The organism is Spirochaetota bacterium, assembly GCA_038043445.1.
GTDB lineage: Bacteria > Spirochaetota > Brachyspiria > Brachyspirales > JACRPF01 > JBBTBY01.
The window spans coordinates 1-13,265 of sequence record JBBTBY010000114.1 but is presented as its reverse complement, the minus strand read 5'-3'; the positions used below and the strand labels follow the sequence as shown (position 1 = coordinate 13,265).

Annotated in this window: 14 protein-coding genes and 1 tRNA gene; 11 read left to right on the top strand and 4 right to left on the bottom strand. The window is 55.5% G+C overall.

Annotated elements, in window-relative coordinates:
• Positions 1-598: hypothetical protein (locus AABZ39_15840; protein MEK6796251.1), on the top strand; the 598-nt coding region annotated here is incomplete at its 5' end.
• A 20-nt stretch (positions 599-618) separates the two neighbouring features.
• Here AABZ39_15840 and AABZ39_15835 read toward each other — a convergent pair.
• Positions 619-2,436 carry a bifunctional diguanylate cyclase/phosphodiesterase gene (locus AABZ39_15835; protein MEK6796250.1) on the bottom strand — a complete coding sequence of 606 codons (1,818 nt, stop codon included), beginning with the start codon at positions 2,434-2,436 and terminating at the stop codon, positions 619-621.
• A 262-nt stretch (positions 2,437-2,698) separates the two neighbouring features.
• Here AABZ39_15835 and AABZ39_15830 point away from each other — a divergent pair, with 262 nt between their 5' ends.
• From AABZ39_15830 to AABZ39_15815, 4 genes are all read left to right on the top strand, one after another.
• Positions 2,699-3,208 (top strand): ATP-binding protein, encoded by a 510-nt coding sequence (locus tag AABZ39_15830; GenBank protein ID MEK6796249.1) that lies wholly within the window; start codon positions 2,699-2,701, stop codon positions 3,206-3,208.
• Between the two features lie 55 nt (positions 3,209-3,263).
• Positions 3,264-3,337 (top strand) — tRNA-Arg (locus tag AABZ39_15825).
• A 42-nt stretch (positions 3,338-3,379) separates the two neighbouring features.
• Complete coding sequence (gene lysA / locus AABZ39_15820; protein MEK6796248.1) at positions 3,380-4,627, top strand: diaminopimelate decarboxylase; 1,248 nt, start codon at positions 3,380-3,382, stop codon at positions 4,625-4,627.
• Between the two features lie 39 nt (positions 4,628-4,666).
• Entirely contained in the window at positions 4,667-4,834 is a 168-nt protein-coding gene (locus tag AABZ39_15815; GenBank protein ID MEK6796247.1) for a hypothetical protein, read from the top strand.
• A gap of 160 nt (positions 4,835-4,994) precedes the next feature.
• On the opposite strand, the gene AABZ39_15810 is transcribed toward AABZ39_15815, so the two are convergent.
• The gene (locus tag AABZ39_15810; protein MEK6796246.1) at positions 4,995-6,263 is read right to left on the bottom strand and encodes an adenylosuccinate synthase; all 1,269 of its coding nucleotides are present in this window, start codon (positions 6,261-6,263) and stop codon (positions 4,995-4,997) included.
• Positions 6,264-6,295: 32 nt separating this feature from the next.
• Complete coding sequence (locus tag AABZ39_15805) at positions 6,296-7,543, bottom strand: lactate racemase domain-containing protein (GenBank protein MEK6796245.1); 1,248 nt, start codon at positions 7,541-7,543, stop codon at positions 6,296-6,298.
• 134 nt (positions 7,544-7,677) lie between these two features.
• On the opposite strand from AABZ39_15805, the gene AABZ39_15800 reads away from it, so the two are divergent.
• A complete protein-coding gene (locus tag AABZ39_15800; GenBank protein MEK6796244.1) occupies positions 7,678-7,842 on the top strand; it encodes a hypothetical protein in 165 nt (54 codons plus the stop codon).
• A gap of 16 nt (positions 7,843-7,858) precedes the next feature.
• Here the strand turns inward: AABZ39_15800 and AABZ39_15795 are convergent, their stop codons facing one another.
• On the bottom strand, positions 7,859-8,965 hold the full coding sequence (locus AABZ39_15795; protein ID MEK6796243.1) for an Ldh family oxidoreductase: 1,107 nt from the start codon (positions 8,963-8,965) through the stop codon (positions 7,859-7,861).
• A gap of 946 nt (positions 8,966-9,911) precedes the next feature.
• On the opposite strand from AABZ39_15795, the gene leuC reads away from it, so the two are divergent.
• The 5 genes from leuC to AABZ39_15770 all read left to right on the top strand — a co-directional run.
• Complete coding sequence (gene leuC / locus AABZ39_15790) at positions 9,912-11,174, top strand: 3-isopropylmalate dehydratase large subunit (protein MEK6796242.1); 1,263 nt, start codon at positions 9,912-9,914, stop codon at positions 11,172-11,174.
• A 45-nt stretch (positions 11,175-11,219) separates the two neighbouring features.
• Positions 11,220-11,486, top strand: a complete 267-nt coding sequence (locus tag AABZ39_15785) for a DUF2442 domain-containing protein (protein ID MEK6796241.1) — start codon at positions 11,220-11,222, stop codon at positions 11,484-11,486.
• A gap of 17 nt (positions 11,487-11,503) precedes the next feature.
• Positions 11,504-12,472 carry an AraC family transcriptional regulator gene (locus AABZ39_15780; GenBank protein ID MEK6796240.1) on the top strand — a complete coding sequence of 323 codons (969 nt, stop codon included), beginning with the start codon at positions 11,504-11,506 and terminating at the stop codon, positions 12,470-12,472.
• Between the two features lie 128 nt (positions 12,473-12,600).
• Positions 12,601-12,999, top strand: coding sequence for a hypothetical protein (locus AABZ39_15775; protein ID MEK6796239.1), 399 nt, complete (start codon positions 12,601-12,603; stop codon positions 12,997-12,999).
• Positions 12,996-13,265 (top strand): hypothetical protein (locus tag AABZ39_15770; GenBank protein MEK6796238.1); only part of this gene is annotated, 270 nt, incomplete at its 3' end. The genes AABZ39_15775 and AABZ39_15770, both read left to right, overlap by 4 nt.

Sequence of the window (13,265 nt, the reverse complement as noted above, 5' to 3'; positions counted from 1 at the left end):
GTCAACCTCCGCACAGTCGGCGTCAACCTCCGCACAGTCGGCGTCAACCTCCGCACAGTCGGCGTCAACCTCCGCAGGGAAGAATAGCCGTACCGCGCTCGGCATTAAGGTCACGATCGTAGACTACTGCCTGCTCGGGACTCGGACCGGTAATATTGGGGTTTCCGGGATATTTGAACTGTCAATAAATAACCACTTTGCTATCGGCGTGGAGCTCGGCTATAAAAGATTGTCGATCAAAAGTATTACGGTCACGACGAATGCCCTGGTCACTGCGGCGAACCTTGTTGGGAACGGCGATATCCATTATCTGCCTGTCGGTCTCTCGGTCATTGGAGATGTCAACCGATTTTTTTTCGGCATCGGGGCATATCAGAATATTTTCATATCCGGCAGCATATGCAACAGTACGACCAGGATAATGACGCTTTTGGAAGGGCAAAGCGGTTTCACGAGCGTGAAACTATTCCTCGGTTATAAGGCGCCTCTTTCCGCATCGATCTCGGTCGCGCCGTCATTATCGCTCGAGGGATCTCTCCCGAACATGGCGGGTGATCTTTATCTGGCGGCGAACGTCGCGCTTTATTTCGGGCTGTAAGAACAGGATCGCACGGACGATCATGCATCGGGCAGAGCAGTACCGGCTCCCGTTTCTATCACCGGGGCCGGTTTGCCGAAGTAATATCCCTGCGAGTAGTCGATCTTAAGCGCGCGCACTATCTCATAGATCGACTGCGATTCCACGTATTCGGCGATGGAGCGTATATCGAGCTGCTCGGAGAATTTGCCTATCGTTTTCACGAGCGTATACGCACCGATGTCATGGTCGATATCGGCGATGAGCGCGCCGTTTATCTTCACGTAGTCGGCATTGAGCCGGATGATGTACTCATAGTTCGAATACCCCGCGCCGAAATCGTCGATGGCGAGCCGGCAGCCCAGGTCCTTCATGTCCTTTACGAACGCGAGCACGCGGTTGAAATCCTCGAACCGTTCGGATTCCGTCATCTCGATGATGAAGCGCGGCCCGATGCCGTAGTTCCTGATGTTCGTTTTGAGGAAGGCCATCGTCGTCACGTCCTCGATGTCCGCGTACGAGAAGTTGATCGTGAACGATTCCGTTCTGTCCTTGAAGAAATCGAATGAGCGGCGTATCATCGTCCGTGTGAGGAAGCCGTAGAGCTTTGCGCGCCGCGCCGCCTCGAGGAATTCGCCGGGCGAGGCTACCGTGCCGTCACCGTCATCGATGCGTACGAGGCATTCATATATCTCGGGTATGCCGGAACGATTGTTGACGATGGGCTGGAAATACGGCATGACGCGGTGCTCTACCATCGCATCCTTGAATCGCTTCATCCATTCCATGTTCGTACGGTACGCAGCCGCAAGATTATCCGAATCGCTGAACATGAGATGCGAACGCTTAAGACGCTTCGCCGATGTCAGCGCCATGGCCGCTTTTTCGATGAGGTTCTCCCGGCCCTCGGCAATGCCGAAGGTGATGCCGATATTGAGGCTTTGATCGTTGAACCGGAAAAAGGTGTTCTCGATGACCTTGTGATAGAGCGATACGCGTTCATCGACCTGGGCAAGCGTAAGCTCGGCGTCCGCGAGCAGACCGAATTCGTCGGCATGCAGATGATAGAGCCGAATGGGGTCGTTCCCGATGAGATGGGCGAGTTTCTTTCCGAGCTCGCGGAGTATGAAATCGCCCACGTCATTCCCGAAAAAACTGACTTCCTTGAAATCATCGATATTGGCGAGGATGAGTATGGACCGCGGTGCGGCGCTGATATCAATGACGAGTTTCGCACGGTTGGGCAGGTCGGTCAGCGTATCGGTGAATGCCTGCGCCATGATGGTGCGTTCATGCCGGTGCTGCCGAAGCGAATAGAGGAGCATGAACCCCGCTATGGTCGTGAGCAGGGAAAGGAATGCACCGAGCATCGGAGTGTTGCGCGCATACGGTCCCGGTACATATCCCAGAACAGAGAGGGCGGAGAACAGGAGCGCAGTCCCGATGAAAGCCCCCGACCAGAGCGTGCCGCGAAGGGGGCCGTCGATATAATAGGCGAATACCGGGAACAGCACGAACCAGAACAAGCCTCGTTCAACGGTGATCCCAAAAATGAAAGTGTGGCAGAGTATGGCGATGATCAAGGCAAGAAAGGAACGCCCGGCAAGGGCGGCAACAAGGCTGCTTTTTGTGATGCGGAGCATCGCGATGGCAGCGGCCATGATGAGGATTATGAGGCCTTCGATGAGGGCGCCGCGGGTGTTTCCCCGGATGATATTGCCGATGCAGAACGGGGTCAAGGCAATGACGAGGGAAATGGATATGACATTGACAGAAACGATGAGCGACAGCGTATTCGCCGGCTTCTCGCCGGTGCGTATCCCGCAGTACACGATGTTTTGAGCGATCTTGAGCATCATTGGGGAGCGCATTCCTCGCACATCATCGGCATTGAGAAAATCCCACCGATACAGTATAGATAAAAATGCGGTATTATGCAAACGGGAGTGTCGGGAGGGCGTATCTCCCGGTGAAACCTTGCTTTTTTCAATTTTCGGACGTATATTTGGTGCAAGAGTCTCGGAGGCCCTTCCGTGACACGCCCACGCGGTGCGATGCGCGGCGGGAAGTCGGGGCCGGTTCTCAAATATTATTTATCGTATGCAATGAGGAACGGTGTTCATGGCGCGACTGACAGTTGATGAGAATAGCCCCCTGTTCGACACGAAAGGCATGTTTTACAAGGAATTCCCCTCCGATATCAATCAGGTACGCTATTTTACCGTCGTCGTGACCAAGAACGCGACCGAAGATCTGAAAGAAAAGAACCTTCTTGAGCAGCAGGTGTCGGAGATAATCAAGAACGCAGTATTGCACGGCAATCACTGCGATAAGGCGAAGAAGGTACGCGTGTGGTTCCATTCGCAGGGGAAGGTGTTCCACCTCATCGTCGAGGATGAGGGCGCCGGGTTTCAGGACCTTGAGAAATGGAACGATTTCCTCTCCAAACGCACGGAGGCCTTTGAAAGCGGCGACCCGGAAAAGATGATGCAGTATGTCGCCTGGCGTACGGAGAAGAGCGGGCCGAACGACGGCGGTAATTCACTTTTTGCCGCAGTGGAATATTGGAACGGCGGTGTTGTGTATAATAAAACGAAGAACAAGGTCGCCGTCAACCGCAAGGTCGATTAGGCGTTGCACTGGCATAGCGTTAGTATCGCTTTGGCACCGACGCGGCGCTGTATTGGCACTCATAGCTCAACTGGATAGAGCGCAGGCCTCCGAAGCCTGAGGCTGCAGGTTCAACTCCTGCTGGGTGCGAAACGTATCGTGACATTTGATCCTGATCAACGGGGAGCAGCCATGTTCGATCATCGAAACGGACAGCTTTACTGCGATGAGCTCTCGCTTGCCGAGTTCGCGGGGAGCGTGCCGACCCCGTTCTATCTCTATGCGAAGAAGACCATGCTCGAGCGCATCAGAACGCTCTCATCGGTGTTCTCATCGCTTCCGTCAACGGTCATTGCCTATGCGGTGAAGACGAACAATAATCTCAGCATACTGAAGATCGCTGCAGGCGAGGGGCTCGGCGCGGACATCATTTCGCGCGGGGAGTTGTTCCGGTATCTTGCCGCGGGCGGCGATGCGCGCAAGGTCGTTTTTTCCGGCGTCGCGAAAACGGAAGCGGAACTCCGCTACGCGATGGAGCGCAATATCCTCATGATAAACGCCGAATCGCTCCCGGAACTTCTCGCCATCGACCGCATCGCGGCCGATTACGGGACGGTGAACGTGGCGCTGCGCATCAATCCGGATGTGGCTGCCGGTACTCACAAGAAGATAACCACCGGCACCAAGGGTAATAAGTTCGGTGTCGGCATTGAGACGATACGGGAGAACATCGCGCTTTTGAGATCGCTCAAGCATGCGAAGCTCACCGGCATCGCCATGCATATCGGTTCGCAGATACTCAAGGCCAAGCCCTATCACGATTCATACGTCCGTGCGAAAGCCGTGCTCGAACTCCTCCGCAGCGAGGGGTTCACCATCACCCATGTCGATATCGGCGGCGGCTTCGGCATCCCCTACAATGAAGCCAAGGACGAACCGTTCGACTTCACATCGTACAAGAAGACCGTTATCCCCGTGCTCGAGGGTTTCGATGCGACGATGATCGTCGAGCCGGGGCGTTTCATCGTGGCGGAGAGCGGCGTGCTCGTTGCGCGTGTTGAATATGTGAAGGTCGAGGCGGGGCGTACCTTTGTCATCGTGAACGCCGGGATGAACGATCTTGTGCGTGTGGCGATGTACGACGCATACCATGAGATACTCCCGCTCGTCAAGCGTGCCGGAACGATGACGGCCGATATCGTCGGTCCCGTCTGCGAAAGTTCGGACGTCTTTGCGAGCGGTCGCAGGATATCGACAGTGAAGGAAGGCGATTGTGTCGCCATTATGAACGCCGGTGCGTACGGGTACAGCATGTCGAGCAATTACAACGGGAGGCCGCGCCTGGCCGAATATCTCGTCGACGGCAGTCACGTGAGGCCTATACGCCGCGAAGAGCGCCTTGAGGAAATGATAACGCACGAGAAGGAATATCTGCAATAGAAGCGTGCCGGAAGTACATCGGGATGATGGGAGGATACCATGCCATTGGGAGAAACGCTCGTATCACTGAAGATCATAACCGCCGAGCAGCTCGCGCAGGCGCTTGAGAAACAGAAAGCGACACCGCAGAAGCGTATCGGCGAGGTGATCGTCGAGATGGGCTTCGCCGACGCGGCGGCCATCGATAAGGCGTTGAAGCAGGCGTAAACGGAGCATCTTCCGCGCGGATACTACTGCCGCCACGCTACAGAACAAGGGGTCATGACCCCTTGTTCTCTCATTCCGGCGACTTACATCACGAATGAGTATACTCTTCCGCGCATTCATTTCGTTTTCCAATCGCCTTGTCGCTGTGAGCGCGTCAAGACTAACGTACTACCATCGCCTCGCGGTCTGCTCCGACGGATATAACGCTTACGCGCACCCCGACAAGACTTTCGAGGAAACGGATATACTCTTTCGCCTTGCGCGGGAGCTCGCCGAACGTGCGCACGGCGCAGATGTCGGACTTCCATCCCTCGAGCGTTTCATACACCGGTTCAGCGCGGAAGAGCTCGTCGCTGTCCGCGGGGAATGTATCGGTAACTTTCCCGTCGATGCGGTAGCCGGTGCACACCTGTATCGATTCGAACGTGTTGAAGATGTCCATCTTGGTGAGCGCTATGTCGGTGAAGCCGTTTATCATCGATGAGAATTTCATCTGCACGCCGTCGAACCAGCCGCAGCCGCGCGGGCGTCCGGTGGTAGCGCCGTATTCGCCGCCGATCTTCCGGAGATTCTCCTCTTCAGCGCCGATGAGCCGTGTCGGGAGCGGACCGCCGCCGACGCGGGTGACATACGCTTTGCATACGCCGACAATGCGGTCGATGGCGTTGGGGCCCACACCGCTGCCGGTGCAGGCGCCTGCGGACGTTGGATTGGACGATGTCACGAATGGATACGTGCCGAAATCGATATCAAGTCCTGCGCCCTGCGCGCCTTCGAAGAGAACATTCTTTTTCGCACGCACCATATCGTTCACACGGTATACGACATCCTCAATATACGGGGCGAGCTTTTCACCGAATGTCGTGTAGGCATCGACGATGGGCTCGACTGTCATCGGCTTTTCGCCGTAGAATGCGAGTATCGCGTTTTTTTCCGGGAGCGCCGCTTCGATCTTTGCGCGCAATGTTTTACGCGAAAGGAGATCGGCTACCCGTATGCCGACACGGGACATCTTATCGGTGTACGCGGGTCCGATGCCGCGTTTGGTGGTGCCGATCCTGTCGCCGGAAGACTTCTCGGCGAGTCCGTCGATGGCCTTGTGATACGGCATGATGACATGCGCGCGGCTCGATATGAAAATGCGCTTTGCAAAGTCGATGTTGTGAGAGCGGAGCATCTCCACTTCGGCGAAGAACGCCTCGGGTTCGAAGACGACGCCGTTGCCGATGACGCAGACGGTTTCCGGGTACAGAATGCCCGATGGTATCAGATGGAAAACGTATTTCTTTCCCTCAGCGATGACCGTATGTCCTGCGTTCGCCCCGCCCTGATAGCGGACGACCATGTCCATATCCTTGGCGTAATAGTCGACCATCTTGGCTTTGCCCTCATCGCCCCATTGACCGCCGACGACAACCGTAGTAGGCATGGCTTTCCTCCGGAAAATTATTTATCTTCGTATCAGGACTGAACGCGATAGAGCATTTCGCCCGCATGATCGACGAGGAGTATGCCTTCGGCCTCGCGGTTACGGAACGATTCGATATTCACCTGTGCGGGGTCGGCATATCCGAGATTGATGAGCTCGCATCGCTCTCTGGGTATGCCGGTCGCAAGCGTTACCTTCACGCGCGGCGTTTCTTTTACGCCGTCGAAACCGCCCGTGCCGCGCACATGCGTGGAATGCGCCATGATGCCAAGCGGTATATCCTTGAATGTATCCATCTGCTTGAGGAAATAATCCCGCACGTGATACCCGATGCGGTCTATCGTTTTTCCGTGGGTGTAGGATACCTCGGTGATATGCGGCGCGTAGATGATGATCTCCCCGCCGTCCTCGATGACCGGTTCGAGCTTGTACATCACCTTGCCGCCCGTCCACAGGTCGTCGTACATGTGCGGTGCTATGCCGAGTATCTTCGAGAAACGCCGCGGCTTATAGACGACATGCAGTTCGTTCGAAAGCTCGGCCGCTTTGCGCCACGCCTCGCGCACTTCGCCGAAGAAAAGACCCTTCAGTTTGCCGTGCTGCACCACCATATCGAAATTGTGATACGTCATGCCGATGAAGCTCGCCGCGCGGTCGATCGCCGCGCGTACCGGCGTATCGATGACGCCGTTGATGCTTACATTGGTGATAAGCGCCCCGAGCCAATGGAAGAGATTGAGGAAACGCGGTCCGCAGATGCCGGGGAAAAGATATTTGTTCCCGCCGGAGAATCCCACGACCTCATGGGGGAATGTGGGGCCGAGGATAAAGAACATATCGTAGTCGTAGATGAGCTTGTTTATCTCGACGGGAATATCCTCTTTCAGGAGCCCGCCGGATATATCCGCTATCTCTTTCGCGCTTATCGTGCCGACTTTCCGGAAACTTGCCGGATCGTCCCAGAGGTGATTGAATACTTTTATGTTCGGATACTTCTGCCAATCGCGTTCGGTAATGCCGAGATGGACGTTTATCTTTTCCGGCGACATGGGCTGATGTGTGCCGAGGGCGATGAGATAATCCATGCGCTTGACGCGTGTGCCGATTATCTTGTGGAACAGCCGGAACATGAGCCCGACGGGGGCGGTGCGGGTGCTGTCCGGTATTATGAAGAGGATGCGCTTGCCGTCCACCTTGACGGCCTGGAATGCTTCGGTGACTATGGATTCGACTTCGGTCGCTGAAAGCTCTTTGTCCTTGTAGCCGTTACCGATCACCATGGTGCGCCTCTTTGACGCCGTAGAGTATATCAACATAATAGTAAAAAGCAATCGTGCGGGCAATCGATCCCGGTTGAAAGAACGGATGATAGGACGTATACTGGCATCAGATCAATAAAGACGGAGGATACTCCATGCCTAAGATCATGAAAACCGTTCTCATTTTTGTTCTCGGTATAGCCGTCATCGCGCTCGCGCTTGTCATCGATAAGAGCATGCATACGAAAGGGTTCATCGGCATCGCCGGTCTTATCGTCGGCTGGGCGCTCGTCTGCTTTCTTGGGCTTAATCGTCTCTGAACGACCGTACGCGGTCCTATTTCCCTTCGAACGGGAACCGGTAGTCAAGCGATAATTCGTTGCGCATCGCGATCATATCTTTCGCAAGTTCATCGTCGATGGGGACGCCGGTCTTCTCTCGCTCGCAGAACGCATCGTATTCCTTCTCTCCGGCGGTGTAGATCCGCTTCGCACCGGGCGCCTTTTTCGACGCACGCAGTTCGCGGAGCACCGTGCCCGTATTTTTCTTGAAATCGGCGATATCGATGAAGAAATCGATATTGATGGCGATGAAGAAATGGCCGAGCTCTATCGGCGCTTTTTTACCGTCCTTCATGCCGAGCAGCGCTTTCATGAAATTGCCCGAAGCGAGCGCTGACGAAAGTATCTCGACGACGGTGGCGTAGCCGTAGCCCTTGTAGCCGCCGAGCTCTTCGCCGATGCCGCCGAGCGGTGTGAGCGCCGCCGTTCCCTTGATAAGTTCGTCGAGCACGGTATGTGCGTCGGTTTTCGTGCCGCCGTCCTCGCCGATGACCCATCCCGCCGGCATGGGTTTGTGGAGCCGGTCATATACTTCTATCTTCCCGCGCTGCGTAATGGATGTTGCACAGTCGAGTACGAAGGGGAATGGTTCATCGGTGGGAATTCCGAAGGTCAGCGGGTTCGTGCCGAGCATGTTCTCCACGCCGAACGTCGGCGCTATCGACGGACGCGCGTTCGTGCCCGTAATGCCGATCATATCCTCTTTCACCGCCATGAGCGGGTAATAGCCGGCTATGCCGTAATGCGTCGAATTGCGGGCCACCGTCATGCCGAGACCGAATTGTTTCGCCTTCGCTATCGCCATTCTCATCGCCTTTTCCGCGACAACGAATCCCATCCCGTTGTGTCCGTCAAGAACAGCCGTTGTCATCTTATCGCGCACGATCTCGACATTCGTCTTCGTATTGAGAATGCCCGCCTTGATGCGGTCATAATATATCGGCTTCAATCTTCCTATGCCGTGCGAATCGATCCCGCGCTTGTCGCTTTCAATGAGCACGCGAGCGCATATGACCGCGTCGTCATTGGGTACGCCGACGCCGAGAAGAACATCGCGCATGAATTGTTCGAGATAATCGAAAGAGAGATAGGACTTTGCCATGGCAAGCTCCGTGTTGAGTTGTCGGCGTAGTATGTAGTAAATTGGAGAAAGATGCAATATTATTTTGCGTGGCATACACTCACCCCACCCGACCCCGCCCCTCTCTCACAGGGAAGTGAGAGAGGGGCGGGACAAGCCGTTTGCATAGAAGACCCCGTGAGCTCCGAGGTCTCCGTGAGAAATATTCTTTATCTCACAATGGACACAGAGCTCACAAAGCATACATGTACTGACATAAGCGTACCGGCAGTCTACAGGGGGCGGGTGATTCTTTGTTCCCCACCGTAGAAACTGAATTCGCTGTTGTATAAAGAATATACCCCATTGTATGAAGTGAATTCGATACTGTATAAAGTATAACCGACGCTGTACAAAGTAATTCGGCACTGTATGAAGTATATCCGATATTGCGGAAAGCTGAACGGACACTGTACAAAGCTGATCGCGTATTGTGAAAAGTTAACCCCCAACATCCCATCTACGATGGGTTATCATATCATCATAATCATCTCGGTTTACTCTTTCACAGCGTTTTTTCATGCGCGAAGCGGCGCGGCGTTCCCGAGAAAGCCGTGCGACATGGATGTCGCAGACTGGCGCGAGGCATGGATGCCGATTTGCGCCATGCCTGGTGCGAGCGTTACAGGATGTAGTGAACAGATCGAATGAAAGAACTGTTTTCGTTCCAGCAGAGATGTTGGCGCGTGTAATCCGCGAGCACTGCGGCGAGTCCGAGGCAGCGTGCGCCACGATGGCGCAGCTGGCGGCGCCCATGGATGGGCGGAGCCGCCACGGACGCCGAGGACGTCTTTCTCGGGAATGCCCGCCGCGCAGCGCAGGAAAAATGCCCCTTTACCCTCGGCGCAGCCACGCGCAGCGTTTTTCTTTACTTTTCCCCCGATTCCTATATACTGTCCGCGCATCACATCACGTAACGGAGCGAACGATGGGCATGACGATGACCGAGAAAATACTCGCCGCGCACGCGGATAAGAGCGAGGTCCGACCCGGCGATCTTATTCAGGCGAAGCTCGATTTCGCCCTCGGCAATGACATCACCGCCCCCATAGCGATAAAGGAATTCGAGGCGGCCGGTTTTACGAAGGTTTTCGACCGTGAACGCATTGCGCTCATCCCCGACCACTTTACGCCGAATAAGGATATCAAGAGCGCCGAGCAGGTGAAAATGCTCCGTGAATTCTCGAAGAAGCATGACCTCGTGCATTACTACGATGTCGGCCGTGTCGGCGTCGAACATGCGTTCCTTCCCGAAGAGGGGCTCACGCTCCCGGGCGATGTCATCATCGGCGCTGACAGTCATACCTGCACGTACGGTGCGCTCGGTGCTTTTTCCACCGGTGTCGGATCGACCGACCTTGCCTACGGCATGGTCACCGGCGAAGCATGGTTCAAGGTCCCCGAACAGATAAAGTTCGTGTACACCGGCAAACTCCCGAAATGGTCCGGCGGCAAGGACATGATACTCTACACGATCGGCAAGATCGGTGTTGACGGCGCGCTCTATAAGACGATGGAATTCACGGGCGTTGCGGCCGATGCGCTCACCATCGAAGGGCGGCTCACGATGGCGAACATGGCCATCGAGGCGGGCGGCAAGAACGGGATATTCGCCGTCGATAAGAAAACGCTTGATTTCATTAAGCCGCGGGCGAAGCGTTCGTGGAAGGTCTATGAGTCGGATAAGGATGCGCGATATTCGAACGTGATAGAGATAGACGCGTCGAAGATAGAGCCGACGGTATCGCTCCCGCATCTCCCGGAGAACGCGAAGCCGGTCACCGAATGCACGAACATCACCATCGATCAGGTCGTCATCGGCTCATGCACCAACGGCCGCATCGAGGACCTGCGCGTTGCGGCGAAACTGCTCAAGGGGAAAAAAGTAAGCCGTAACATTCGCTGCATCGTCATACCTGCCACACAGGCGATATATAAACAGGCGATGAAAGAGGGTCTCCTCGATATTTTTGTCGATGCGGAATGCGCGGTGTCGGCACCCACGTGCGGGCCGTGCCTGGGCGGACATATGGGAATTCTCGCCAAGGGCGAACGCTCGCTCGCGACAACGAACAGGAATTTCGTCGGACGCATGGGCTCTCCGGAATCCGAAGTGTATCTCTGCAATCCGGCAGTTGCCGCCGCAAGCGCGATACTCGGACGCATCGCGCATCCGGACGAAGCGCACTGACACGGAACTGGTTCGAAAATGGTGAGCTGTTGATGGAGAAATATCATGAGTACCACAAAAACAATGCCCCGCGTTGAGGTCGAACACGTTGCACTGCGCGCATGGGTGGAAAAGCGTACGGTGTTCATGGAACTGTCCGACGGACGCATTATCGGATTTCCCGCAGCCCGATTCAAGCTATTACGCAATGCTAACGATGAACAGCTTGCTCAGGTATCATTACGGTTACATGGATCCGCGCTTCGATGGGAGGCGCTTGATGAAGATATAACCGTTTCCGGCGTAGTCGAGGGAAGATTTCAACTTCCGTGAGCTGATATTGCATCCACATGCTTGACCCGATATACAACAATTTCAAGATACCATCGAACGCCGAGACGAAAACGCATTTCAGACAATTCATGCGCCGCGCTGCCGATGGCACACTGGCATTCGCGCCGGAAACAGCCGCGATCGGTATGTATCCGATATGGTATGCGCCGGCACAGACGAACGAAGAGCTCCCGCATTCACACAGCTTTCTTGAACTGATAATCGTCACCGGCGGACGCGGGAAACACCGCGCCGCAGGGAAAACATCGGCCATCGCAAAAGGCGATGTCGTGTTCATCAACAACGCGCTGCCGCACTGTTTCGCCGCAGACGATGATGCGTTCTCGGTCATCGCCGTTTCTTTCCTTCCGTCGATACTCGGCTACAACGATGTCATGCTTCGTGATTACGACCTCATCGGCTACCACACGCTTCTCGTGCCGTTCGGGCGATACGATGTCGGCGGATTTTTCCGCATGCGACCGCCGCCCGCGGTGTTCACCACGATATCGTTCATTGCATTCCATCTCATTGAGCTCTTCTTCGCGGATGCATCCGCGAACCGAATATCGATGGCGGCACTTCTTAAGCATATCCTCTCGCTCATGCGCACGCATCACCGCGAACGATACGGCGAACGCAATGCTGCACCGCTTGCCGGTATACTCGACCATATACACGGCCATTACCGCGAGCGCATCACCCTGTCATCGCTCGCGAGGCGTTTCGCCATGAACCCGACCTATCTCTCAACGAAGTTCAACCGCATCGCCGGAAAGTCCCTTTCGCGCTATATCAATGAGCTTCGCATACATCGCGCCGAAGCGCTCATCGCCGAGACCGATATACCGATACGCGCCGTTGCCGCCGCCGTGGGGTATGAAACGCTCTCGCATTTCAACCGGGCGTTCCGAGCCGTGACCGGACACGCCCCGCGGGATGGACGGGGGACGGAAGCACATCGGAAATCCGGTAAACTTTTTTGAAATTCCTGCATATACCATTTTCCCGGAATTCCATTACACTGCATCAATACCGGTGATGCTGAACGGCACATCAATGCCGGGTGCGCGGCATCTCGGCAGCCCAATGCTCACCCTCGGAGTGCATGGATATGAAAGCACGCTTGATCGGATCCTTTCTCTCGGCAGTGCCGCTCTTACTCACGTTCGCAGTGTCCGCCGAACCCGCCGGCATGGCGCGTATCAACCTCGCCGGCAAGGGGAATGTGAAGCTCGCCCCCGGCGCCGCATCGCCCGGAGCGAGGGTCGGGGCAATTACCTGGGGCAGCGAGATCGAGCGCAAGCAGAACCTCATCGCTGAGATCACGCTTGCCGACGGGTGGACCGAGTTCTCATTTTCATTCACACCGGATGCCGACGGGTCGGTGCAGCTCGACCTTGCCGGGCAGGACAAAAGCGGTGACGACAAGAAGAAGATCGCACTGTATACATTGTATGATGACATCTCCGTCCGGGGCGCCGAGCTCAAGAACGGGGACTTTGAAACATGATCGTTACTGCATACTGTTTATCACACGGCCATTGGACGGTCATACCGCATCACCTCGAGGAGAATTTCAAGGACATGGCCGACTGCGGCTTTACCGCCGTAGCGCTGTCATTCAGTGAAAGCGAGATGATGTATTCGCGGCGGGCATTCGAGATACAGGTCGATCGTGCGCACCGATGCGGGCTTAAGGTATTTGTAATACCGAGCCGTCTCGGCGGGCGTTTTGCCGGCGCTCCGCTCATGCCGGGGCTCTGGATATCAGCGCAT